Below are 21899 nucleotides of genomic sequence, written 5' to 3'. Positions count from 1 at the left end.
GCGGGCCGATCGTTGACGCCCGCCCCCTGTCAGTCGTAGAAGCCCAGCCGCCGCAGCTGCTTGGGGTCGCGCTGCCAGTCCTTGAGCACGCTGATCCGCAGGTCCAGATAGACCCGCATGCCCAGCAGCGCCTCGATCTGCTTGCGGGCCGTGGTGCCCACCTCGCGCAGCCGCTCCCCCTTGTGCCCGATGACGATCGCCTTCTGCGACGGCCGCTCCACGAACAGGTGAGCGTAGATGTCCAGCAGGTCGTCACGCCCCTCGCGGGGCAGCATCTCGTCGACGACCACAGCGATGGAGTGCGGCAGCTCGTCGCGCACACCCTCCAGTGCGGCCTCCCTGATCAGCTCCCCGACCAGCACCTGTTCCGGCTCGTCGGTGAGCTGCCCGCCCTCGTAGAGCGGCGGCGACTCCGGCAGGTGCTCGATCAGCACGTCCCCCAGCACGTCGAGCTGGTCGCCCGCCTGCGCGGACACCGGCACGATCGCCGCGAACTCCGCCACCTGCGACACCGCCAGCAGCTGCTCGGCGACCCGTTCCTTGGACGCCAGGTCGCACTTGGTCACCACGGCCACGACCGGCGTCTTCTTCACCGCGGACAGCTTGTCGGCGATGAACCGGTCACCCTTGCCGATCGGCTCGTTCGCCGGCACACAGAAGCCGATCACGTCCACCTCGGTGAGCGTCGACAACACCAGGCTGTCGAGCCGCTCGCCGAGCAGCGTGCGCGGCCGGTGCAGGCCCGGCGTGTCCACGATGACGAGCTGGGCGTCGGGGCGGTGCACGATGCCCCTGATGGCCCGCCTGGTGGTCTGCGGCTTGGACGAGGTGATCGCGATCTTGGTCCCGACCAGGGCGTTCATCAGCGTGGACTTGCCGACGTTCGGCCTCCCCACGAAGCAGGCGAATCCGGCGCGATGGTTGTCTGGCGAAGTCACATTCTGCATTGTGTCCCATCAACGAGCGTGTTCACGCCACCAGGTGAACGCCTCGGGCGCCACCTGCGGCGTCCAGGGGGTTGTGCGGAGCTCGGCCAGCTCCTCCTCCGTCACCCACCGGTAGCCGGTGATCTCCACGCCGTCGGGCTCCGGGACGCCCGAGACCAGGGCGCAGCCGTAGCAGGCGTTGACGTAGCCGACCTGGTGGCCGTTCGGGTAGACGGTGCGGAACTCCGGGCCGCCGTACACGCCGATCAGTCCGCGTACCTCGATCTCGATGCCGAGCTCCTCGTGCAGCTCCCTGACCACGGCGTCCTGCGGGCGCTCGTCGGGGTCGATGCCGCCGCCCGGCGCCGCCCAGAGTCCGACGTCGCCGTGGCGGGCCACCAGCAGCCGGCCAGCGTCGTCGAACACGAACCCGGCCGCCGACGGCAGCATGAGCAACTCAGAGCCGATCTTCTCCCGCAACCTGGCCAGAAACGGCGACATCGGCATGTCAGCCCCGCAGCATGCCGTCGGGACCGGCCACGAGCAGCGACTTGACGCCCAGCTCCGCGGCCACGGCCGCGTCGTCGGGGCCCGGCTCGCCGTCGGTCACGAGCGCGACCGCCTCCAGGGAATGCGCGCCGCTGGAGATCGCCATGGCCACCGCCACCTGCACCGCCGACAGTGTGAGCGAGGCAAGGGCCACGTTGGTCGCCGAGTACGTGCGTCCGGTCTCATCGCGTACGGCTGCCCCTTCGGCGGTGCCGTTACGTGCCCTGGCCGCCCGCGCCAACGTGATGATCTTGTTGTCTTCAGGATCGAGAGTCACGCGCACTAGGTTATGCGCCGGCCATCGCCAAGGCCGCGGCGACCACCTTGCGGGTGCGGGCGCTGTCCACGTCGTTCATGCCGGTGTGGACCACCGACACGAGCGTGTCGCCCACCCGGGAGAGCACGACGTCGAGCGCGTACGGGTAGCCGTGCAACCGGCCCTGCAGCCGCGCCCCCACCGCCTCGTCACCGGCGCCCTCGACCGGCAGCTCGCTCAGCCGCAGGTCGGTGCCGGAGGAGGTGCGTACCGCCCGGCACGACTGCCGTGCCCTGGCCAGCGCGTCGAGGTGCTCTTCTGCCTCCTCGCCCGCGTACCTGGCCAGACCGACCCCGGCCTGCTCGCCCAGCCCGTCGCCCTGGTAGCTGACCGCCGCCTGGGCGGTCAGCGCGTGCGCGGGCGCACGCCCGCCGGCCGGCTCGAGCAGCGCCCGGCAGTTCGGGTCCGCGGGGCCGAACGGCATCCGCCACGCCTGCTCCGGCCGGGCCGTGAAACCGTCAGGCAGCCGCGGCTCCTTGCGGACCACCTCGCGCAGCTGGGCCATGGCGCTCGGGTCGATGAAGCTCTCCGCACCCTCGCCGCCGCATCCCGCCAGGATGCAAGCGAGCAGGCCGCAGGCGATGATCCCCTGTCTTCGTCTCATGATCCCCCCTGGCGCGAAGCATGCCCATCGACTAATGCGGCAATCCATCGGAGTTCCCAGCAACACGCAAAAAGGGTGCCCTCATCCGGTTTTCTGGATGAGAACACCCTTTACGCCGATCAGCGTCTCAGCCGGCTACCCGACCGGGACGCTGTCGTCCCCCTGGATCCATCCTCTCGCCGCGAACCCCACCCGGCGATCGGATGCTTCCCCTCTGACACCCACCGCACTGGATGTCGTGATTAGAGAGTGCCGGAGGTCGCTTGCAGAAGACTTGTAGAACGCTTGCCGCATCCATCCGCATTTGTCCCCCGGGCCGTCCCCACTCAGATCAGCCCACGTCACCACCGGTCCGTCCCTGTCCGGCACGTGCCCACCGCGCCTCTCAGGGGAGGAGGAGGTTGCGCCGACGGACGTCCGGACCGGCGGAGCGAAGGCGAAGGGCTAGTCGCGTTCGGCGGCGGCGGAGACCGCCTCATCCGCAGGAGGCGTGACGCGGCACACCACCACGGTGCTGATGCGGTTGCGGCGGCCCGCCAAGGTCTCCGCGGTCAGCGACAGGCCGGCCACCTCCGCGTGGGACCCGGCGATCGGCACCCGGCCGAGCGCGTGGGCCAGCAACCCTCCCACGGTCTCCACGTCGTCCACGTCGATCTCGACCTCGAACAGCTCGCCCAGCTCGTCGACCGGCATCCTGGCCGTCACCCGCAGGCCGCCACCGGGCACCCGCTCGACGCGTGGCGCCTCCTGGTCGTACTCGTCGGTGATCTCACCGACGATCTCCTCCAGCACGTCCTCGATCGTGACCAGGCCGGCGGTGCCGCCGTATTCGTCGATGACGATGGCGATGTGGATCTGCCTGGCCTGCATCTCGCGCATGAGCTGGTCGATGGGCTTGCTCTCGGGCACGTACGCGGCCGACCGCATGATCGACTCGACCGGCTCCTTGCCGCCGCCCTCGCCCGACTCGTGGATCTTGCGCGCGATGTCCTTGAGATAGGCGATGCCGACGACGTCGTCCTCGTTCTCGCCCACGACCGGCATGCGGGAGAAGCCGCTGCGCAGCGCCAGTGACAACGCCTGGCTGATGCTCTTGCCGCGCTCGATGTAGACCATGTCGGTGCGGGGCACCATGACCTCGCGAACCAGCGTGTCACCCAGCTCGAAGACCGAGTGGATCATCTCGCGCTCGTCGGGCTCGATCACCCGGCGCTCCTCCGCCAGGTCCACCAGGTCACGCAGCTCGGCCTCGGAGGTGAACGGGCCGTCGCGGAACCCCTTGCCGGGCGTCAACGCGTTACCCAGCAGGATCAGCAGCTTGGGAAGGGGACCGAAGATGCGCGTCAGGCCGTACACGATGGGGGCGCTGGCCAGCGCGACCGGCTCGGCGTGCTGGCGGCCCAGCGTACGGGGCATGACACCGACCACCACGTAGCTGACCACGATCATCACGGCCGCGGCCCACACGTAGGCCCAGCCCTGGTCGTGCATGATGTCGATGAACAGCAGCGTCGCGATGACCGTCGCGATCAGCTCGCAGCTCAGCCGCAGCAGCAGCAGCAGGTTGAGGTAACGCGGCGGGTCGGTCTCGATGGCCTGCAGCCGCACCGCGCCCCGCTTGCCGTCCCGCACGAACTCCTCGGCGCGCACCCTGGAGATGCGCGTCAGCGCCGTTTCCGCACTGGCGATCAAGCCACCGATGATCACCAGGCCGATGGCTAGCAGCAACCAGCCGTTCACCGCGGGTTGCGCACCTCCTGCCACGACTCCAGGAGCTGCGCCTGGAGCCCGAACATCTCCTTGTGCTCCTCCGGCTCCGCGTGGTCGTAGCCGAGCAGGTGCAGAATGCCGTGCGTGCACAGCAACTCGAGCTCGTCGACCGTGCTGTGCCCGGCCTCCTTCGCCTGCCTGGCGGCCACCTGCGGGCAGAGCACGACGTCCCCGAGGAGCGCGGGGTCCGTCGGACTGTCCGAGTCGCCACGCGCGCCGCCGCCGGGGCGCAGCTCGTCCATCGGGAAGGACAGCACGTCGGTCGGGCCGGGCTCGCCCATCCACTTCTCGTGCAGCTCGGTCATAGCGTGCTCGTCGACTACCACGATGGACAGCTCGGCGAGCGGGTTGATGCCCATCTCGCCGAGCACGTGAGCGGCCAGCGCGACGAGGCCCTCCTCGTCGACCCCGACGCCGGACTCGTTGTTGATCTCGATGCTCACGGTCGCCGCTTCCCCCGATGCTGGAACTGCTTCGGCTCCTGGGCGGCCACTGTGGCGTCATAGCGCCCGTAGGCGTCCACGATCTCGCTCACCAGCTTGTGGCGGACCACGTCGGCGCTGGTCAGCCGGGAGAAGTGGATGTCCTCGATGCCGTCCAGGATCTCCTGGACCACCCGCAGCCCGCTCACCGTGCCCGCCGGCAGGTCCACCTGCGTCACGTCACCGGTGACCACGATCTTGGAGTTGAAGCCCAGCCGGGTGAGGAACATCTTCATCTGCTCGGCCGAGGAGTTCTGCGCCTCGTCGAGGATGATAAATGCGTCATTAAGCGTACGGCCACGCATATATGCGAGCGGCGCGACCTCGATCGTGCCATTGGCCATCAGCTTGGGGATCGAGTCAGGGTCGAGCATGTCGTGCAGCGCGTCGTAGAGCGGCCGCAGGTAGGGGTCGATCTTCTCGTAGAGCGTGCCGGGCAGGAAGCCCAGCCGCTCCCCCGCCTCGACGGCGGGACGGGTGAGGATGATCCGGTTGACCCGCTTCTCCTGCAGCGCCCGCACGGCCTTGGCCATGGCGAGATAGGTCTTGCCGGTGCCGGCCGGGCCGATGCTGAACACGACCGTGTGCTGGTCGATGGCGTCGACGTAGCGCTTCTGGTTGACGGTCTTCGGCCTGATCGTGCGCCCGCGCGAGGACAGGATGTCCAGGGAGAGCACTTCGGCGGGGCGGTCGGAGGTCATGCGGAGCATGGCGATGCTGCGCTCGACCGCATCGGGGGTGAGCTCGCCGCCGCTGCGCAGCACCTCGACGAGCTCTTCGAAGAGCCGCACCACGGTGCCGCTCTCATCGGGGCTGCCGGTGACGGTGATCTCGTTGCCCCGTACGTGGATGTCGGCCCTGAAGGCACCCTCGATGACGCGTAGCAGCTCGTCGCGGGAGCCGAGGAGGCTGACCATCGGATATTCGTCCGGAATCAGCACCTTGGCTTGAGTGCGCGAGGGAGGTGCCGTTCGTCGGGATTCGTGTAGTTCGGACATGGGCAGGCCAGCGGCCTGATGCCTCCCGGTCTCTTTCGGTGTGCTTCTCCGCCCATGGTATCCGGGGCCCGGCGGATTGCTCTCCTCAATATCACCCTGGAGGCCAGGTCAGGTCGCGCCCGCCCAGGACGTGGGCGTGCACGTGGAAAATGGTCTGGCCGGCGCCCGGGCCGGTGTTGAAGACGACCCGGTAACCGCTGTCGGCCACGCCCTCCTGCACGGCCACCGCGTGGGCGGTCTTCAGCACGTCGTCGGCCAGCCCATCGTCCGCGTCGGCCAGCATCGCCGCGTTGGCGTGGTGTCCCTTGGGGATCACCAGCACGTGTGTGGGAGCCTGCGGATTGGTGTCGCGGAACGCCAGTGTCCTGCCGCTTTCGTAGATGATCTCGGCGGGAATCTCCTTGGCGACGATTTTGCAGAAGAGGCACTCGTTCACAGCAGCACCCTATCGAGCCCCCTCCCGTTAGCGAGTCCGTTGCGAATCGGTAATCGTCAGTGTCGTGCGTGAGAAGATCCGCGCGGTTAGGGTGTGTGTGCGACACTTCAGAACAAAAGACGATTCAGGGTCGGGCGAGCGCCACCTGGCGAGGACACGACTGGCGTAATGCACCCTAAGGAACCGGGGAAACCTCAAGAACCGGAAGAGCGTAAACCCTCTGGGAAGGCCGCGCGTCCCACTGATGTGACCACCGAAACCCTTCTGGCCGACAGGTCGATGGGGGCGGTGCCAGTCGGGTGGGATGCCGACGTGGCCGTTACCGCGCTGTACAGTGCGCATTTTCGGTCATTGGTGCGTCTCGCTGTGTTGCTCGTGCGCGACATAGCAACCGCTGAGGAGGTCGTGCAGGATGCGTTCGTCGCCATCCATGGCGCCTGGCGTAGGCTGCGTGACCCCGACAAAGCACTCGCCTACCTCCGTCAATCCGTCGTCAACCGGTCCCGTTCCGTGCTGCGTCACCGCGCGGTCGTCGAGAAGTACGCCCCCAAGGGCCTGCCGGACGCTCCGAGCGCCGAGAACGGCGCGATCGGCGAGCTGGAACGCTCCGCCGTCATCGAGGCGTTACGGGCCCTGCCGACCCGACAGAGAGAAGCACTGGTCCTGCGGTATTACGGTGATCTGTCCGAAGCTGAGATCGCCCACGCCATGGGCATCAGCAAGGGCGCGGTCAAGAGCCACACCGCACGTGGCATGGCCGCCTTGCGATCCGTCCTGGAGAAAATGTCATGACCCAGCCCCCCGACGAGCACGGCGACCTCCTGCGCCGTGCGCTCCGTGCGGAGGCGGACGCGGTCGTGCCCTCGCCGGACGGACTGGAGATCATCCGCGCCCGGATCGAGCGGCGCGGCGTACGTAACCTCTTCTGGTGGCGTGCGGGAGCGGCCGCCGCCAGTGCCGTGCTGGTGGCGGGGACGATCGTGATGGCCGTCCCCCAACTGCGCTCGAAGGTCATCTATGAGGGTCCCATCGGGGTGGTGAACGACGAGACGTCGTCCAAGGTCCCGTCCAACTCCTCCACCACACGCTCCCAGCAGCCGCCGCCCCCGGAGCCGACCGCCGACCGGAACCCTGTCGTGGTGCCCGAGGAGTCTCCGTCTCCGCGGCCGGCCAAGACGGCGAACTCGACCAGCAGGCCGTCACGGACCCCCAAGCCCACGTCCACGCCGTGCCCCTCCGAGCCGGAGACGGCCGAGGACTGCCCGACGGCCTCCCCCACGCCGACGCCATCGGACGTGGAATCGACTCCACTGCCTTCGGCGTGCCCGCCGGAGGAGTGCCCGCCCGACGAGACGACCAACGGGCCCACCGATCTGGCCAGCCCACTCCTGGACGCCTCTCAGACGCCCTGAGACGTCACCAGCCGTACCAGTACCGGTCGTCCTGAGTCGTCACCAGCGTCCGGTACGCGCGAGCAGCACGGCCGCCGCCGCCACCCCCGCCGTTGAGGTCCGCAGGACAGTGGGCCCGAGCAGCACGGGCACGGCCTTGGCCGCCTGGAACCTGGCCAGCTCCTCCTCCGAGACGCCCCCCTCTGGCCCCACGACCATCACGATGTCGCCCCCCGCGGGCAGCTCCACGCCGGACAGCGGCTCGGCCGCCTCCTCGTGCAACACCACCCCCAGTGCCGCGCCGGCCAGCAGCGCCTCGACCCCCGCGGTGGAAGCGAGCTCGGTCACCTCGGGCAAATGAAACCTGCGTGCCTGCTTGCCCGCCTCGCGGGCGGTGGAGCGCCACCGGGCGAGCCCTTTGGCGACCTTGTCGCCCTTCCACTGGGTGATGCTGCGGGCGGCCGCCCATGGCACGATCACATCCACGCCCGCCTCGGTCATCATCTCGACCGCCAGCTCGCCCCGGTCGCCCTTGGGCAGCCCCTGGACGACGACGAGCCGCGGCTGGGGCGCCTCGACCCGGTAGCGGGCCAGCACGTCGAGCCTGAGCGCGTCCTTGAGCACCTCGCGTACGACGCATTCGGCGACGGTGCCGGCTCCGTCGGTGAGGTCGACGCGCTCACCGGCCCGCAGGCGGCGCACAGAGGCCGCGTGCCGCCCCTCCGGGCCGCCGAGCGTCAGCTCGGGCCCGTCGAGCTCCTCCGAGAGGAAGACGGGTACGGTCACCGGCCGTTGAACGCGTCGCGCAGCCGCGAGAAGAAGCCCTGCTGCCCCGGCGCGAACTTGCCCGGCGGCCGCTCCTCGCCCCGCTGCTTGGCCAGCTCCTTCAGCAGGTCCTCCTGCGCGGTGTCGAGCCGGGTCGGGGTCTCGACGTTGACGTGGATCAGCAGGTCGCCCCTGGTGGACTCGTTGAGCCGCTGCACGCCGCGCCCGTACATGGTGATGACCTGGCCGGACTGGGTGCCGGGGCGGACGTCGATCTCCTCGGAGCCGTCGAGCGTCTCGACCACGAGGATGGTGCCGAGCGCGGCGGCCGTCATCGGGATCTGGACGGTGCAGTGGAGGTCGTCACCGCGCCGTTCGAAGATCTCGTGGGCCCGCTCGACGATCTCCAGGAACAGGTCTCCGGGCGGGCCGCCGCCGGGGCCGACCTCGCCCTCGCCGGCGAGCTGGATGTGGGTGCCGTCCTCGACGCCCGCGGGGATGCGGACCTTGATCGTACGGCGGGTCCGCACCCGGCCGTCGCCCGAGCACTCCTGGCAAGGGTGGCGGATGATGGTGCCGAAGCCGCCGCACTGCGGGCACGGCCGCGACGTCATGACCTGGCCCAGGAACGAGCGGGTGACCTGGGAGATCTCGCCGCGCCCGTTGCACATGTCGCACGTGTCGGGGTGCGTGCCCGGCGCGGCGCCGGCCCCGTGGCAGACCTCGCAGAGCACGGCCGTGTCGACGACCAGCTCGCGGGTGGTGCCGAACGCCGTCTCGCGCAGGTCGAGCTCGACGCGGATGGTGGCGTTGCGGCCCCTGCGTGCCCGCGAGCGCGGCCCGCGGGCACCGGCCGCCGTGCCGAAGAAGGCGTCCATGATGTCGCTGAAGGGGAAGCCCGCTCCGAAGCCCCCGGCGCCCGCGCCTGCTGCCGCGCCGGCGAAGGGGTCGCCGCCCAGGTCGTACATCTGGCGCTTGTTCGGGTCCGACAGCACCTCGTAGGCCTGCGTGATCTCCTTGAACCGCTCCTGGGTCTCAGGGTCGGGGTTCACGTCGGGGTGCAGCTCGCGCGCGAGCCGGCGATACGCCTTCTTGATCTCGTCCTGACTGGCGTCACGGCGCACCCCGAGGGTGGCGTAGTAGTCGCTGTTTGCCACTTATCGACCTCTTATGATGCAGCCAGGATCTGGCTGACGTAGCGAGCAACCGCACGCACGGCGCCCATCGTCACGGGATAGTCCATCCTGGTGGGCCCCAGCACACCGAGCCGAGCCAGTTGGTTGTCGCCAGAACCGTATCCGGTCGCGACGACGGATGTGCCGCGTAGGTAGGGGTTTTCCGAACCGATGCGAACGGTAAGCGCGGAGGGGATGTCCGAGGACGTCTCGCCGAGCAGCCGCATGAGCACGACCTGCTCCTCCAGCGCCTCGAGCACGTCACGCAGGCCGATGGAGAAGTCGGCGCCGGCCAGGTTGGCCGCTCCGGCGAACACGATCTTCTCGTCGTGGCGCTCCACCAGGGTCTCGAGCAGCACCGACAGGATCGTCGCCACCGCGGGCCGGTCCTCGACGGGCAGGCGCTCCGGCAGGTCGGCGACCAGCTCGGGCACGTTGCTCAGGCCACATCCGTCGAGGCAGGCGTTGAGCACCGCGCGCAGGTGCGCGATGCGGGTGTCCTCCACCACCTCGGGCAGCTCGATCACGCGCTGCTCAACGCGGCCGGTGTTGGTGATCAGCACGAGCATGACCCGCCGGTCGTTGAGCGGCACCAGCTCGACGTGCCGGACCGTCGAGCGCGTCAGCGTCGGGTATTGCACGACCGCCACCTGCCTGGTCAGCTGCGCGAGCAGCCGCACCGTGCGGGTGACCACGTCGTCGAGGTCCACCGCGCCGGCAAGGAACGTCTCGATCGCCCTGCGCTCGGCACCCGACAGCGGCTTGATCTGCGAGAGCCGGTCGACGAACAGGCGGTATCCCTTGTCCGTCGGCACGCGTCCCGCGCTGGTGTGCGGCTGCGTGATGTAGCCCTCCTCCTCCAGCGCGGCCATGTCGTTCCTGACCGTCGCGGGGGAGACCTTCAGGTTGTGGCGCTCGGCCAGCGCCTTGGAGCCCACCGGTTCGTTGGTGGACACGTAGTCTTCGACAATGGCGCGGAGCACTGCCAATTTCCGATCGTCGAGCACGTGCTCACCTCCTGCCCTTTGCTTCCAGGAACGAAGTGTCTAGCACTCTGTGTTCCCGAGTGCCAAGTGTACGGCTCTCGCCCACAAGGTGCGATAACACCGCCTCCCATCCTGTTGCTAGCGGCTTACAAGCGACAGGGCCCACACTTGCCGACATGTCGGACAATTCTCAACCCCCGTCGTACGGACCGCCTCCAGGGCAGGACCCCTACCACGGCCAGCCACAATCACCGCAGCCCGGCTACGGACCTCAGCCCGGCTCTCAGCCCGGCTACGGACCTCAGCCTGGCTCTCAGCCCGGCTACGGGCAGCCGCCGCAGTACGGCGCGCCCCCACCACCGCCACAGCAGTACGGGAGCCCGCCGGCCCAGTACGGCCCACCGCCTCAGTACGGACAATACGGCCAACAGCCCCAATTCCCCCCACAAATCGATCGCAAAGCCATAAAGCCCAGCCTGTGGTGGGTCGCGGCGGCCTGGGGCCTGGCTGTGGTCTGCGGGATCGTCGGCGTCGTGATCTTCGTCGGCGGGGTGCTCGGCAGCGTGGGCGACCTGGCCCCGACCAAGACGTTCTCGTCGGGCGAGAGCATCACGGTGACCGTCGACCCGGCCGACAAGCCGGCCGTCTACGTGGCCACCAACTCGCGGATCAACTATGAGTGCGAGATCTCCGGCGGTTCCGGCCAGGCCAAGCTCGCCGAGACCAGCGGCAGCCAGACGCTCACCGTCGGCAGCGTGACCTGGGAGCAGATCCTCGTGATCAACGCGCCGAGCAAGGGCGACTACAAGCTGACCTGCACCAACCAGGAGACGGCGAACGTCAAGTACGGCGTGGGCAAGCCGGTGACCTCCGCCGCGGGCGGGATCGTCGGCGGTGCCGCCGCGCTCTTCCTGATCCCCGGCGCGGGAATCCTCGTCGCGATCGTCGCCACCATCGTTGTCCTGATGCGCCGAAGCTCTGCGCGCAAGCGCCTTGCGGTCGGCGGGTGATTTGCTACGGTCCCCGTGTGTACGAGGGCGATGTGCTGGCGGGCAATTGGCGGCGGCCGGGCAAGGGCAAGATCCCCAAGGTGCCCGCCGAGCAGGACCTCGTCGTGGAGGACGCCGACAGCGGCTTCTGCGGCGCGGTGGTGGCCTGCGACAAGGAGGCCGTTACGCTGGAGGACCGGTTCGGCAAGCGGCGGCTGTTCCCGCTGGCGCCGGCCGCGTTCCTGCTGGACGGCAAGCCCGTGACCCTCGTGCGGCCCACGGCCGCTCCCGCCGGACCCAGGCGCAGCGCCTCGGGCTCCATCGCCGTGGAGGGGCTGCGGGCCCGGGTGGCCAGGGAGAGCCGGATCTACGTGGAAGGCGTGCACGACGCCGCCCTCGTCGAGAAGATCTGGGGCCATGACCTGCGCGTCGAGGGGGTCGTGGTCGAATACCTGGAGGGCGTGAACGATCTGCCGGCCATCGTGGCCGAGTTCGACCCCGGGCCGGGACGCAAGCTGGGTGTGCTGGTCGACCATCTCGTGCCCGGCTCCAAGGAGAGCAGGATCGCCGCCGAGATCACTTCGCCGGACGTGCTCGTGGTGGGGCATCCGTTCGTCGACATCTGGCAGGCGGTCAAGCCGTCGGTGCTGCGCATTCCGGCCTGGCCGGACGTGCCGCGGGGCGTGCCGTGGAAGGAAGGCGTGATCGCGGCCCTGGGCTGGCGTTTGGAGCCCGCGGACGCGTGGCGGCGCATTCTCGGCGCCGTCTCGACCTATACCGACCTGGAGCCGGAGTTGCTCGGCCGGGTCGAGGAACTGATCGACTTCGTTACGGAGGCACCATGAGCCAGGACCCGTCGCAACCGCCGCCGCCCGACGACGACGCCACCCGACGGGTGTCCCCTTCGGACATCCCGCAGGACCAGGGCTCCGGCCCACAACAACCGGGCTATGGGTACGGCCAGCAGCCCGGCTCCCAGCCTGGCTACGGCTATGGCCAGCAGCCCAGTTCCGAGCCAGGTTACGGCTATGGACAGCAGCCCAGCTCGCAGCCGGGATATGGCCAGTCGCCGGGCCACGGCCAACCGCCGAACTACGGCCAACCGCCGAACTACGGCCAACCGCCCGCCTATGGGCAGCAGCCGCCCGGCTACGGTCAGCCGCAGTCCGGCGGCTACGGACCCCAGCCGGGTTACGGGCCCACGTCTCAACAACCGCCCGGCCACGGCTACGCCCAGGCCCCCGGCGAGCCGTACATCCCCGGCAGGTTCGGCCCCCGTCCCGGCACCGACGACACCACGATGGCCATGCTGGCGCACCTGCTCGGCCTGCTCGCCTCCTGGCTCGGCCCGCTGATCATCTACCTGATGAAGAAGGACGAGTCCCCCTACGTCAGGGACCAGGCGGCCGAGGCGCTCAACTTCCAGATCACGATGTTCATCGGCTATGTCATCTCGGGCATCCTGGTGATCGTCTTCATCGGCGCCCTCCTGCTGCCGGTGGTCTGGATCCTGTCCCTGATCTTCCACATCCAGGCCGCCATGGCGACGAACAAGGGCCAGAACTACCGCTACCCGTTCGCCATCCGCCTGATCAGCTAAACGAGCAGGTCCCTGATGAGGGCGTCGGCCAGCAGGCGCCCTCGTTGAGTGAGCACCATCAGGCCCAACTTGAACGGTTCGGGCTCGAGCAGCCCGCGTGCCAGCGCCCCGGCCACGACCGTACGCGCGCCCGGTGCGACCTCGGCGAGCGGGTAGCCGGACGCCAGCCGCAGCTCCAGCATGAGCCGCTCGGCGGCGCGGGCTTCGTCGTCGAGCACCTCGCGGGCGTGCGCGGGCGAGGTGTGCGCGGCCAGCCGCTGGGCGTAGGCGGCCGGGTGCTTGACGTTCCACCAGCGGGTGCCGCCGACGTGGCTGTGCGCGCCTGGACCGGCCGCCCACCAGTCGCCGCCGGTCCAGTAGAGCAGGTTGTGCCGGCAGCGCGCCTCGTCGGACGTGGCCCAATTGGACACCTCGTACCAGCGGAAGCCGGCCTCGGCCAGCATCTGGTCGGCGATCAGGTAGCGGTCGGCGGCCACGTCGTCGTCGGGCATCGGCAGCTCGCCGCGCCTGATCCTGGCGGCGAGCCTGGTGCCCTCCTCGACGATCAGCGAGTACGCCGACACGTGGTCGGGCCTTGCCTCGATCGCCGCGGCCAGGGAGGCCCGCCAGTCGTCGTCGGACTCGCCGGGCGTGCTGTAGATCAGATCCAGGTTGACGTGCTCGAACCCGGCCTCCCTCGCCTCCCGCACGGCCGCGGCCGCCCGGCCCGGCGTGTGCCTGCGGTCGAGGACCTGGAGCACGTGCTCGCGCGCGCTCTGCATGCCGAAGCTGATCCGGTTGAACCCGCCGTGGCGGAGCTTCTCCAGTGAGGATGGGTCCACGGACTCGGGGTTGGCCTCCGTGGTGACCTCGGCCCCTGGCCGCAGCCCGAACTCGGAGTCGATCGCGGCCAGGATCCTGGCCAGGTCCTCGGGAGGCAGCAGGGTGGGCGTGCCACCGCCGAAGAACACGGTCTCGACCGGCAGCTCCGCATCGCCCAGGACGCGGCGCGCGAAACGCACCTCCTCGACGGCAGTGTCCGCGTAGTCCCGGTGGGAGGCGCCCGGTCCCAGCTCGGCGGCGGTGTAGGTGTTGAAGTCGCAGTAGCCGCAGCGGGTCACGCAGAACGGCACGTGGACGTAGAAGCCGAACGGACGCTCGCCGAGGCCGCTCAGGGCGCTCTCGGGCAGCTCGCCCGAGGTGGGCGCGGGATCGCCGTCAGGCAGGGTGGATGGCACGTACTCCAGTTTGCCGGGCCGTTAAGAGTGCTCCAAGCCGATCACAGGTTGCGACTAAGAGTAATCGGACGGTAATGTTCTGTCACAGCCGGGTGCCTGACTGGCGCCCGGTTCCCGCCCCCGATTGGTGCCCACACCAACGGGATAGCGTCCGGCGGGGCGGTGGCCCAAGAGCCGCACTCCCTCCAGGAATGCGGAGCCAGGCCCCGACAACGCGGTTCTCAGCCACGGTCCGCCCGGCTCGCCGGACGGACGCGGCATCGGCTTCCACCGGATCGCATCCCGGCCTGGGCCGGCAGGCGACGAGGCTACGCCGATGTCCGTTTTACTCAGGTAAACACAGCGAGCCGAAGACGCTTCCGGGAGACGCTCGTTGACGCCCTGGCGTGAGCGCTCTACGATCGCCTCAACTTATTAGGAAAGTTTCCTATAAGTTGAGGCGCTTCCGGGAGACGCTCGGTGAACAAGGTCCTGATCACGCTCTCGCTCTTGCTGGGGCTCTCGGCGGTCTCCGTGCCCGCCGAGGCCCAAACCGGTTTCAAGCGGGTCGCGTACTTCATCCAATGGGGCATCTACGGCCGCAACTACCACGTCAAGGACGTGGACGCCACGGGCGCGGCGGCCAAGCTCACACACCTCAACTACGCGTTCGGGTTCGTCAACGCCGAGGGCGCCTGCTACTCGGCCGACCCATGGGCCGACTGGCAGCGGCCGGTGCCGGCCGAGCAGAGCGTGGACGGCGTGGCCGACGCGCCGGGACAGGCCGTGAACGGCAACCTGAACCAGCTCCGCAAGCTCAAGGCCAAGCACCCGGGGCTCAAGGCGCTGATCTCGCTGGGCGGCTGGACCGGCTCGAAGCACTTCTCCGACGCCGTGCTCACCGCCGAGTCGCGCGCCAAGCTGGCGCGCTCCTGCATCGACCTGTGGCTGCGCGGCGACCTGCCGGGGCTGGAGCCGGGTGCGGGGGCCGGCGTGTTCGACGGGATCGACCTGGACTGGGAGTGGCCGGGCTCGTCCGGGGCCGAGGGGAACGTCATCCGTCCCGAGGACAAGCAGAACTTCACGTTGTTCGTGCAGGAGCTGCGCTCGCAGCTCAAGGCCTACTCGAGCGGCGCGCAACTCACCGCCTTCCTGCCGGCCGCCGCCGCCAAGATCGACGCCGGCTTCGAGGTACGGCGCGTCTTCAGCCAGCTCGACTTCGCCACCATCCAGGGATACGACCTGCACGGCACCTGGGAGCCGCAGACCGGGCACAACGGCAACCTGTTCACCGACCGGCGGGATCCGAACCCGGTGAAGTACAGCGTCGACCAGACCGTCCGCGACTACCTTTCCCGTGGGGCGCCCGCACGCAAGATCGTGGTCGGGGTGCCCGCCTACGGCCAGGGCTGGACCGGCGTCACCGGAGGCGGCGACGGCCTCTACAAGCCCGCCACCGGACCCGCTCCCGGCAAGTGGGCCCCGGGCAGCGAGGACTACAAGGACCTGGTGAACAAGCCGGGCAAGCGTTACCGGGACCTGCGCACCGGGGCGATGTGGCTCTACGACGGGAACGAGTTCTGGTCGTACGACGATCCGGCGATGATGCTGCAGAAGGCGGCCTACATCCGGCTCAAGGGGCTGGGCGGGTCGATGATGTGGTCGATCGACCAGGACGACGCACGCGCCTCCCTCACGTCGGCGTTGTACACGGTCCTGCGCTGAGAAACCCTGGCCGGGTAGGGCTCTACCCGGCCAGCACCTTTTCCGCCATCTCGTCCCATCGGCTGTCATGTCCGGGAACGGCAAGGATGCGGCGCAGCGCGTCCTTGTCCCCGTGGCGGGCCCGGAACCAGTCGGCCACCGTCACCCCGACCTCGGGACGCGAGACGACCTCCACCTCGTCGCCGGTGCCCAGCTCGCCGAGCTGGACCACCCTCAGGTAGGCCCCGGGCCGCACCGCGTCGGTGAAGCGCTTGACCCAGCCGGGCTCGTCCATCCAGTTGCGGAACACCACGCACGGCACCCGGGGCCCGGTCACCTCGAGCTCGGCGCTGCCCACCCGCCACCGCTCGCCGACCATGGCCCCGTTGACGTCGAGGCCGGAGGTGGTGAGGTTTTCTCCGAATCGCCCGTCACGCACCTCCCGCCCCAGCTCGGCCTCCCACCAGTCGTAGTCCTCTCTGGCGTAGGAATAGACGGCATGGTCGGGCGATCCGTGGTGCACTTTGTCGGCCCGCTCGTCGCCGGACAGCCCGTTGGCGAGGACCTCGACCCGGTGCGTGACGGCCCGCTTGTCGATGGCCGTGCGCCCCATCTTCCCGGCCCATTCAGCCTCAACCGTTGTGCCCACGTTGACAGAGAGAATGCGCATAACAGGACGGTAACCGAGGGGCACTTCGATCGGCGAACCCTTTACCGGCCACCCAGCTCGCCCCAGTTGAGCTGCGACTCGGCGTCGAATCCGGCCAGCTGTAACAACGTCTCCAGCGCCGCCTGCCTGGTCTCCTCTATCGAGTCACCCCGCTCGCCGAAGCACTCGGCCGCCACGTCCAGCAGTGCCGTGACCACCTCGGCGTCCGGATAGGGCACGTCGACCAGCACGGTGCCGTCGTCCCCCTCCGCTCCGGCCGCGTCCAGATGCCTCCTCAGCAGCCGCCGGGTCTCCTCTGCCACAGCGACCCCCAGCGCCGCGGCACGCTCGAATCGCTCAGAAGCAATCATGTCACCCTCCAGTCGCACAGGTGTTCGGGAACAAACGGTAGTCGGCGCCACCGACAGAAGCCCGGCCGTCGCGCGGGCGAACAGGCGGACTATGTACGCTCGGACGGCGTACGACTTCGATCATCCGCGTTGTGGACCTCACGGTCGAAGTCGGCGGCAACCCCGTGTTGCGCGGGATGAGCCTGACCGTGGCCGCCGGCGGGATCGTGGCTGTGGTCGGCCGAGGCCTGCCCGCCGCGATCGCGCGGGCGTATTCGCCGCCTGAGCCGGACGCGCTGCTGGCGGCCCAAGCGGTGGCAGGTGTGGCGGTGCTGGCGGGTTATGTGTGGCGAGCCGGGCGCTGAAGCCGGCTCAGGCGACGTACACGTCGCTCGGCACTCCCCCGTACGGAATCGTGCGGTCCTTCCGCATGCCCGCACGCTCCGCCACCCTCCGTGACGGCACGTTCGTGTCGCGGATCACCGCCACCACCGTTCCGAGGCCCTTCCCGACCCGTAGCGCCGCCTCGACGAGCTCCAGCGCGTAGCCGTGCCCCCACGCGGACGGCCAGAACCGGTAGTAAAGGTTGAGCACCTCGTCCCCGTCGACGACGGCGCGGCGCAAACCGCCGAAGCCGATCACCTCCGGCTCCCCGAGCAGCCGCACCGCCCAATACCCGAGCCCGCGCTCGTCCCAGTCGGCGAGCCACAGATCCAGCATGGCCCGGCTGGATTCCAGATCAGGGGAGGGCCCGGAGGGGTTGTACACGTTCGTACGCGGATCGGAGTGAAGCTCGTGCACGGCCGCCAGGTCGTCGGCTGTGACGCGAGACAGCAGCATTCGCGCCGTTTGCACCACTTCCATGCTTTCAGAGTAGCCGTTAGGATCGGTGGGCAATCACTACCGATCGATTGGCGATGAGGATGGACGTACCTAAGATCCAGTCCGCGCTGCGGCTCATCGCGCGCGGGCTGGAGGAGTTGGCGGGTGCGCTCGGTGACCAGGACGCGGGCGAGGACGAGCGGACGGCCCGGGTCATCCGGGAGTGGGGGCGCCGTGGACTCACCCAGAAGGAGGCGTCGGAGCTGTTCCAGCGGCACGGGTTCGCCCCTCAGACCACGGGGGGCTGGGCGCGCGGTGAGTGGGTGGAGCTCGGTGACGACGGGCTGCGCTACCTCACCGCCAAATCCCACACCTGGCTGGAGGAGCGGTCATGACCTTCTCGGTGCGCATCGCCGTACGCGGCTACGAGCTCGACACGCAGGGCCACGTCAACGGTGCCGTCTACCACCAGTACGGCGACCATGCCCGCTGGGAGTGCCTGCGCGCCGCCGGCATCTCGATCGACGACCTGCTGACCAGCGGCATCGGCCCCGTCACCCTGGAGAACACCATCCGCTACCACCGGGAGCTGCGCGGCGGCGACGAGGTGGACGTGACGTGCGCGTTCGAGTGGAGCGACGGAAGGACGTTCCTGGTCAGGCAGGAGTTCAGGCGCGCGGACGGCGTCCTGGCCGCCGAGATGACCGGCGTCGGCGCGCTGATGGACCTCCAAGCCCGCCGGCTGCTCGCCGACCCCAGGTCACGCTGGCGCGCGCTCGCGCGCACACCGGAGATCCTGGGGCTCTGAACGTTACTTCTTGGCCTTGTCGGTGCTGGAGTCGGTGGACAGCGCGGCGACGAAGGCCTCCTGGGGCACCTCGACCCGGCCGACCATCTTCATCCGCTTCTTGCCTTCCTTCTGCTTCTCCAGCAGCTTGCGCTTACGGGAGATGTCTCCGCCGTAGCACTTGGCGAGGACGTCCTTGCGGATGGCGCGGATGTTCTCGCGGGCGATGACCCTGGCCCCGATGGCGGCCTGGATCGGCACCTCGAACTGCTGCCGCGGGATCAGCTCACGCAGCTTCTTCGCCATGTCGACGCCATATCCGTACGCCTTGTCCTTGTGGACGATCGCACTGAAGGCGTCCACGGGCTCGCCCTGCAGCAGGATGTCGACCTTGACCAGGTCGGACTCCTGCTCCCCCGCCGGCTCGTAGTCGAGCGAGGCGTAGCCGCGGGTGCGCGACTTGAGCTGGTCGAAGAAGTCGAAGATGATCTCGCCGAGCGGCAGCGTGTAGCGGATCTCGACCCGGTCCTCCGACAGGTAGTCCATGCCGAGCAGCTGCCCGCGCCGCCCCTGGCAGATCTCCATGATCGCGCCGATGAACTCGGAGGGCGCCAGGATGGTGGACTTCGTCACCGGCTCGAAGACCTGCGCGATCTTGCCGCCGGACGGGAACTCCGACGGGTTGGTGACCGTGAGCTCCTTGCCGTCCTCCATGACCACGCGGTAGACGACGTTGGGCGCGGTCGAGATCAGCGACAGCCCGAACTCGCGCTCCAGCCGCTCGCGCACGATCTCCATGTGGAGCAGTCCGAGGAAGCCGACGCGGAAACCGAACCCCAGCGCGGCAGAGGTCTCCGGCTCGTAGACGAGCGCGGCGTCGTTGAGCTGGAGCTTGTCGAGCGCCTCGCGCAGCTCGGGGTATTCGTCGCCGTCGATCGGATAAAGCCCGGAGAACACCATCGGCTTCGGGTGCTCGTAGCCGGCCAGCATCTCACCGGCCGGCTTGACCGCGGAGGTGACCGTGTCACCCACGCGCGACTGGCGCACGTCCTTCACGCCGGTGATGAGGTAGCCCACCTCGCCGACGCCGAGGCCCCGGTCGGAGACCTTGGGCTCGGGCGAGATGACGCCGATCTCCAGCGTCTCGTGGGTGGCCATGGTGGACATCATCAGGATGCGCTCGCGCTTGCCGAGGTGCCCGTCGATGACCCGGACGTAGGTGACCACGCCACGGTAGGTGTCGTAGACCGAGTCGAAGATCAGCGCCCGGGCGGCCGTGTCGGCGTTGCCGACCGGCGCCGGGACCGTCTGGACCACGTGGTCGAGCAGCTCGCGCACACCTTCGCCGGTCTTGCCCGACACCCTGAGCACATCAGACGGATCGCAGCCGATCAGCCCGGCCAGCTCCTCGGCGAACTTCTCCGGCTGCGCCGCGGGCAGGTCGATCTTGTTGAGGACCGGGATGATGTGCAGGTCGGCGTTCATGGCCAGGTAGAGGTTGGCCAGCGTCTGCGCCTCGATGCCCTGGGCCGCGTCGACCAGCAGGACCGCGCCCTCGCACGCCTGCAGCGAACGGGACACCTCGTAGGTGAAGTCGACGTGCCCCGGAGTGTCGATCATGTTGAGCACGTGGCCGTCCCACGGCAGCCGGACGGCCTGCGACTTGATCGTGATGCCGCGCTCGCGCTCGATGTCCATCCTGTCGAGGTATTGCGCGCGCATGGAGCGTTCGTCGACCACGCCGGTGATCTGCAGCATCCGGTCGGCAAGGGTCGACTTGCCGTGGTCGATGTGCGCGATGATGCAGAAGTTGCGGATCAACGCGGGGTCGGTCTGGCCAGGCTGAGTGCGCACCGAAGTCCGTTTCGACAGGGTTGAGGTCAAGCGTCTTTCATGGTGACATGCCCGGGTGATTGCCCGAACCGTCATCCGCCGCGGCCTGCGCCTGCTCGCGCTTGCCTTGGCCGTCGTGGTCGCGCTGGCCGCCCTCCTCGCCGCCGCGCTCCGTCTTCAGTTTACCGGTGCCCCGGCGGCCTGGGCGAAGAGCACTGGCAACGACGCCCTCTGGCTGGGCCACATGTGGGTGGACGGCCGCCGCACGGAGCCCGACGTCGAGCAGTTAGCGGTACGGTTACGCGCCACCGGCATCAAGGACGTGTACGTCCACTCCGGCCCTTTCGAATGGGACGGCAGCCTGAAACCGTCTAAATACCCCAGCGCAGCAAATTTCGTGAAGTGGATGCATAAGCACCTTCCGGCCGTCCGTGTCTCCGCCTGGCTAGGCCAGAGCGTCAAGAACGGCCTCGACCTCGACGACCCCAAGTCCCGCGAGAACGTCCTGGCCGGCGTCGCCGCCATCATGGAACAGGGCTACGACGGCATCCACTACAACTTCGAGCCCATCGGCGACGACGACAGCGAGTTCCTGGACCTGCTGGAACGCACCAGGCAGCACACAAAGCTCCTGTCCACGTCGGTCCCGCAGATCGAGCCGTACCCGGGCATGCGTCTGACCGCCAGAGCGATCCTGAGCCACGACAAATACTGGTCACCCGGCTACTTCCAGCAGGTCGTGAGCCGGGTGGATCAGGTGGCCGTCATGACCTACGACTCCTTCACGCCTCTTCAATCCCTCTACGGCGGCTACGCGGCCCGCCAGGCGGAGCTGGCCTTGGACCTGGTGCCCGACGACAAGCTGCTGCTCATCGGCGCCCCGGCCTACCACGACCACGGGCTGGCGTGGGCAGACACGGCCGAGAGCGTCGCGATGGCCGCGGAGGGCGCTAGGCTGGCACTAACCGAGCACGGGCGGCGCGAGCGCTTCGGCCTCGCCCTCTACGTGGACTTCGCCGCCACGGAAGAGGACTGGCGAGAGTACACGACACGCTGGCGTTGATTTGGGCAGGCCCCCGAGTTATTGGTATCCTGTTCAACTGCGTGTGGCGCGCCCTCTCTCGAGCCCGCGCGCCCCATCCATCACCCAGACCTTCACCGAGGCTTCTTCGTGGCGAACATCAAGTCCCAGATCAAGCGCAACAAGCAGAACGAGAAGGCTCGTCTGCGCAACAAGGCAGTCAAATCCTCTCTGAAGACGGCTGTCCGCAAGTTCCGCGAGGCCGCCGAGCAGGGCGACGTCGCGCAGGCTGCGGCGCTGCAGAAGGCCGCCGCCCGTCAGCTGGACAAGGCCGTCAGCAAGGGCGTCATCCACAAGAACCAGGCCGCCAACCGCAAGTCGGCGATCGCCAAGCAGGCCGCGGCGCTGGCCGCCAAGTAAGACCTGGCTGATAGAGACGCCGCACCCGGTTAAGGGTGCGGCGTTCTTGATTTGTGTGCGCTTTTGTCACAGTTTCGATATCACGTGGGCATACCGGGTCCGTCACCGTTGCGGTGATCGCCTTCCGGTC

At 68.8% G+C, this 21899-nt stretch carries 27 protein-coding genes; 11 read left to right on the top strand and 16 right to left on the bottom strand.

Features of this window, described 5'->3' with window-relative positions:
- Positions 1-29: 29 nt before the first annotated feature.
- The 8 genes from era to ACTWPT_RS15090 all read right to left on the bottom strand — a co-directional run bounded on the left by era (position 30) and on the right by ACTWPT_RS15090 (position 6081).
- Positions 30-938: a GTPase Era gene (gene era, locus ACTWPT_RS15125; RefSeq protein ID WP_443177978.1), complete on the bottom strand. Its 909-nt coding sequence runs from the start codon at positions 936-938 to the stop codon at positions 30-32.
- Between the two features lie 18 nt (positions 939-956).
- On the bottom strand, positions 957-1427 hold the full coding sequence (locus ACTWPT_RS15120) for an NUDIX domain-containing protein (protein WP_443177977.1): 471 nt from the start codon (positions 1425-1427) through the stop codon (positions 957-959).
- Positions 1428-1434: 7 nt separating this feature from the next.
- Positions 1435-1752: a cytidine deaminase gene (locus ACTWPT_RS15115; RefSeq protein WP_443177976.1), complete on the bottom strand. Its 318-nt coding sequence runs from the start codon at positions 1750-1752 to the stop codon at positions 1435-1437.
- Between the two features lie 10 nt (positions 1753-1762).
- Positions 1763-2395 carry a hypothetical protein gene (locus ACTWPT_RS15110; RefSeq protein WP_443177975.1) on the bottom strand — a complete coding sequence of 211 codons (633 nt, stop codon included), beginning with the start codon at positions 2393-2395 and terminating at the stop codon, positions 1763-1765.
- A gap of 444 nt (positions 2396-2839) precedes the next feature.
- Positions 2840-4135 (bottom strand): hemolysin family protein, encoded by a 1296-nt coding sequence (locus ACTWPT_RS15105; RefSeq protein WP_443177974.1) that lies wholly within the window; start codon positions 4133-4135, stop codon positions 2840-2842.
- Positions 4132-4608: an rRNA maturation RNase YbeY gene (gene ybeY, locus ACTWPT_RS15100; protein ID WP_443177973.1), complete on the bottom strand. Its 477-nt coding sequence runs from the start codon at positions 4606-4608 to the stop codon at positions 4132-4134. The genes ACTWPT_RS15105 and ybeY overlap by 4 nt, the downstream gene beginning before the upstream one ends.
- Complete coding sequence (locus ACTWPT_RS15095) at positions 4605-5645, bottom strand: PhoH family protein (RefSeq protein WP_443177972.1); 1041 nt, start codon at positions 5643-5645, stop codon at positions 4605-4607. Before ACTWPT_RS15095 ends, ybeY begins: the two co-directional genes overlap by 4 nt.
- Before the next feature lie 91 nt (positions 5646-5736).
- Entirely contained in the window at positions 5737-6081 is a 345-nt protein-coding gene (locus ACTWPT_RS15090; RefSeq protein ID WP_443177971.1) for a histidine triad nucleotide-binding protein, read from the bottom strand.
- 279 nt (positions 6082-6360) lie between these two features.
- Between ACTWPT_RS15090 and ACTWPT_RS15085 the strand changes: the two genes are divergently transcribed.
- Both ACTWPT_RS15085 and ACTWPT_RS15080 read left to right on the top strand, forming a co-directional pair.
- A complete protein-coding gene (locus ACTWPT_RS15085; RefSeq protein WP_443178002.1) occupies positions 6361-6873 on the top strand; it encodes a SigE family RNA polymerase sigma factor in 513 nt (170 codons plus the stop codon).
- Positions 6870-7493: a hypothetical protein gene (locus ACTWPT_RS15080; RefSeq protein WP_443177970.1), complete on the top strand. Its 624-nt coding sequence runs from the start codon at positions 6870-6872 to the stop codon at positions 7491-7493. Before ACTWPT_RS15085 ends, ACTWPT_RS15080 begins: the two co-directional genes overlap by 4 nt.
- A gap of 39 nt (positions 7494-7532) precedes the next feature.
- Here the strand turns inward: ACTWPT_RS15080 and ACTWPT_RS15075 are convergent, their stop codons facing one another.
- From ACTWPT_RS15075 to hrcA, 3 genes are read right to left on the bottom strand one after another with little or no spacing between them, the layout of a single operon-like run.
- Positions 7533-8258: a 16S rRNA (uracil(1498)-N(3))-methyltransferase gene (locus ACTWPT_RS15075; protein WP_443177969.1), complete on the bottom strand. Its 726-nt coding sequence runs from the start codon at positions 8256-8258 to the stop codon at positions 7533-7535.
- The gene (gene dnaJ / locus ACTWPT_RS15070) at positions 8255-9394 is read right to left on the bottom strand and encodes a molecular chaperone DnaJ (protein WP_443177968.1); all 1140 of its coding nucleotides are present in this window, start codon (positions 9392-9394) and stop codon (positions 8255-8257) included. Before dnaJ ends, ACTWPT_RS15075 begins: the two co-directional genes overlap by 4 nt.
- Positions 9395-9405: 11 nt before the next feature.
- Positions 9406-10419, bottom strand: a complete 1014-nt coding sequence (gene hrcA, locus ACTWPT_RS15065) for a heat-inducible transcriptional repressor HrcA (RefSeq protein WP_443177967.1) — start codon at positions 10417-10419, stop codon at positions 9406-9408.
- Between the two features lie 512 nt (positions 10420-10931).
- Here hrcA and ACTWPT_RS15060 point away from each other — a divergent pair.
- The 3 genes from ACTWPT_RS15060 to ACTWPT_RS15050 are packed head-to-tail and all read left to right on the top strand — an operon-like array spanning position 10932 to position 12987.
- Complete coding sequence (locus ACTWPT_RS15060; protein ID WP_443177966.1) at positions 10932-11408, top strand: hypothetical protein; 477 nt, start codon at positions 10932-10934, stop codon at positions 11406-11408.
- A 17-nt stretch (positions 11409-11425) separates the two neighbouring features.
- Positions 11426-12232 (top strand): DUF3097 domain-containing protein, encoded by an 807-nt coding sequence (locus ACTWPT_RS15055; protein ID WP_443177965.1) that lies wholly within the window; start codon positions 11426-11428, stop codon positions 12230-12232.
- Positions 12229-12987 (top strand): DUF4870 domain-containing protein, encoded by a 759-nt coding sequence (locus tag ACTWPT_RS15050; RefSeq protein ID WP_443177964.1) that lies wholly within the window; start codon positions 12229-12231, stop codon positions 12985-12987. Before ACTWPT_RS15055 ends, ACTWPT_RS15050 begins: the two co-directional genes overlap by 4 nt.
- Here ACTWPT_RS15050 and hemW read toward each other — a convergent pair.
- Positions 12984-14204: a radical SAM family heme chaperone HemW gene (hemW, locus tag ACTWPT_RS15045; protein ID WP_443177963.1), complete on the bottom strand. Its 1221-nt coding sequence runs from the start codon at positions 14202-14204 to the stop codon at positions 12984-12986. The genes ACTWPT_RS15050 and hemW overlap by 4 nt on opposite strands.
- Before the next feature lie 459 nt (positions 14205-14663).
- Between hemW and ACTWPT_RS15040 the strand changes: the two genes are divergently transcribed.
- Positions 14664-15908: a glycoside hydrolase family 18 protein gene (locus ACTWPT_RS15040; protein ID WP_443177962.1), complete on the top strand. Its 1245-nt coding sequence runs from the start codon at positions 14664-14666 to the stop codon at positions 15906-15908.
- 22 nt (positions 15909-15930) lie between these two features.
- On the opposite strand, the gene ACTWPT_RS15035 is transcribed toward ACTWPT_RS15040, so the two are convergent.
- Together ACTWPT_RS15035 and ACTWPT_RS15030 are read right to left on the bottom strand one after the other, a co-directional pair.
- Positions 15931-16557 (bottom strand): MOSC domain-containing protein, encoded by a 627-nt coding sequence (locus ACTWPT_RS15035; protein ID WP_443177961.1) that lies wholly within the window; start codon positions 16555-16557, stop codon positions 15931-15933.
- 41 nt (positions 16558-16598) lie between these two features.
- Positions 16599-16907, bottom strand: coding sequence for a hypothetical protein (locus ACTWPT_RS15030; RefSeq protein ID WP_443177960.1), 309 nt, complete (start codon positions 16905-16907; stop codon positions 16599-16601).
- A gap of 131 nt (positions 16908-17038) precedes the next feature.
- Between ACTWPT_RS15030 and ACTWPT_RS15025 the strand changes: the two genes are divergently transcribed.
- Positions 17039-17251 carry a hypothetical protein gene (locus ACTWPT_RS15025; RefSeq protein WP_443177959.1) on the top strand — a complete coding sequence of 71 codons (213 nt, stop codon included), beginning with the start codon at positions 17039-17041 and terminating at the stop codon, positions 17249-17251.
- A gap of 7 nt (positions 17252-17258) precedes the next feature.
- Here the strand turns inward: ACTWPT_RS15025 and ACTWPT_RS15020 are convergent, their stop codons facing one another.
- Complete coding sequence (locus ACTWPT_RS15020) at positions 17259-17750, bottom strand: GNAT family N-acetyltransferase (protein WP_443177958.1); 492 nt, start codon at positions 17748-17750, stop codon at positions 17259-17261.
- 59 nt (positions 17751-17809) lie between these two features.
- Between ACTWPT_RS15020 and ACTWPT_RS15015 the strand changes: the two genes are divergently transcribed.
- Positions 17810-18103 (top strand): hypothetical protein, encoded by a 294-nt coding sequence (locus ACTWPT_RS15015; protein WP_443177957.1) that lies wholly within the window; start codon positions 17810-17812, stop codon positions 18101-18103.
- Positions 18100-18516, top strand: coding sequence for an acyl-CoA thioesterase (locus ACTWPT_RS15010; RefSeq protein WP_443177956.1), 417 nt, complete (start codon positions 18100-18102; stop codon positions 18514-18516). Before ACTWPT_RS15015 ends, ACTWPT_RS15010 begins: the two co-directional genes overlap by 4 nt.
- A 3-nt stretch (positions 18517-18519) precedes the next feature.
- Here the strand turns inward: ACTWPT_RS15010 and lepA are convergent, their stop codons facing one another.
- Positions 18520-20349, bottom strand: a complete 1830-nt coding sequence (gene lepA, locus ACTWPT_RS15005; RefSeq protein ID WP_443177955.1) for a translation elongation factor 4 — start codon at positions 20347-20349, stop codon at positions 18520-18522.
- A gap of 55 nt (positions 20350-20404) precedes the next feature.
- Between lepA and ACTWPT_RS15000 the strand changes: the two genes are divergently transcribed.
- Both ACTWPT_RS15000 and rpsT read left to right on the top strand, forming a co-directional pair.
- Positions 20405-21391: a hypothetical protein gene (locus ACTWPT_RS15000; RefSeq protein WP_443177954.1), complete on the top strand. Its 987-nt coding sequence runs from the start codon at positions 20405-20407 to the stop codon at positions 21389-21391.
- A 108-nt stretch (positions 21392-21499) separates the two neighbouring features.
- Positions 21500-21769: a 30S ribosomal protein S20 gene (gene rpsT, locus ACTWPT_RS14995; RefSeq protein WP_138667971.1), complete on the top strand. Its 270-nt coding sequence runs from the start codon at positions 21500-21502 to the stop codon at positions 21767-21769.
- Positions 21770-21899: the final 130 nt, after the last annotated feature.

The organism is Nonomuraea sp. 3N208, from assembly GCF_052245935.1.
Classification (GTDB): Bacteria; Actinomycetota; Actinomycetes; order Streptosporangiales; family Streptosporangiaceae; genus Nonomuraea.
The sequence above is the reverse complement of the archived record's forward strand: the minus strand, read 5'-3'. Positions and strand labels throughout refer to the sequence as shown.

Bases quoted from the DNA above. Each gene is read 5' to 3' on its own strand.
- ACTWPT_RS15050 (WP_443177964.1), top strand. From the start codon at position 12,229: ATGAGCCAGGACCCGTCGCAACCGCCGCCGCCCGACGACGACGCCACC.
- ACTWPT_RS15120 (WP_443177977.1), bottom strand. From the start codon at position 1,427: ATGTCGCCGTTTCTGGCCAGGTTGCGGGAGAAGATCGGCTCTGAGTTG.
- ACTWPT_RS15020 (WP_443177958.1), bottom strand. From the start codon at position 17,750: ATGGAAGTGGTGCAAACGGCGCGAATGCTGCTGTCTCGCGTCACAGCC.
- ACTWPT_RS15085 (WP_443178002.1), top strand. From the start codon at position 6,361: ATGGGGGCGGTGCCAGTCGGGTGGGATGCCGACGTGGCCGTTACCGCG.
- ACTWPT_RS15095 (WP_443177972.1), bottom strand. From the start codon at position 5,645: ATGTCCGAACTACACGAATCCCGACGAACGGCACCTCCCTCGCGCACT.
- ACTWPT_RS15015 (WP_443177957.1), top strand. From the start codon at position 17,810: ATGGACGTACCTAAGATCCAGTCCGCGCTGCGGCTCATCGCGCGCGGG.
- ACTWPT_RS15080 (WP_443177970.1), top strand. From the start codon at position 6,870: ATGACCCAGCCCCCCGACGAGCACGGCGACCTCCTGCGCCGTGCGCTC.
- ACTWPT_RS15035 (WP_443177961.1), bottom strand. From the start codon at position 16,557: ATGCGCATTCTCTCTGTCAACGTGGGCACAACGGTTGAGGCTGAATGG.
- ACTWPT_RS15110 (WP_443177975.1), bottom strand. From the start codon at position 2,395: ATGAGACGAAGACAGGGGATCATCGCCTGCGGCCTGCTCGCTTGCATC.
- ACTWPT_RS15030 (WP_443177960.1), bottom strand. From the start codon at position 16,907: ATGATTGCTTCTGAGCGATTCGAGCGTGCCGCGGCGCTGGGGGTCGCT.
- ACTWPT_RS15010 (WP_443177956.1), top strand. From the start codon at position 18,100: ATGACCTTCTCGGTGCGCATCGCCGTACGCGGCTACGAGCTCGACACG.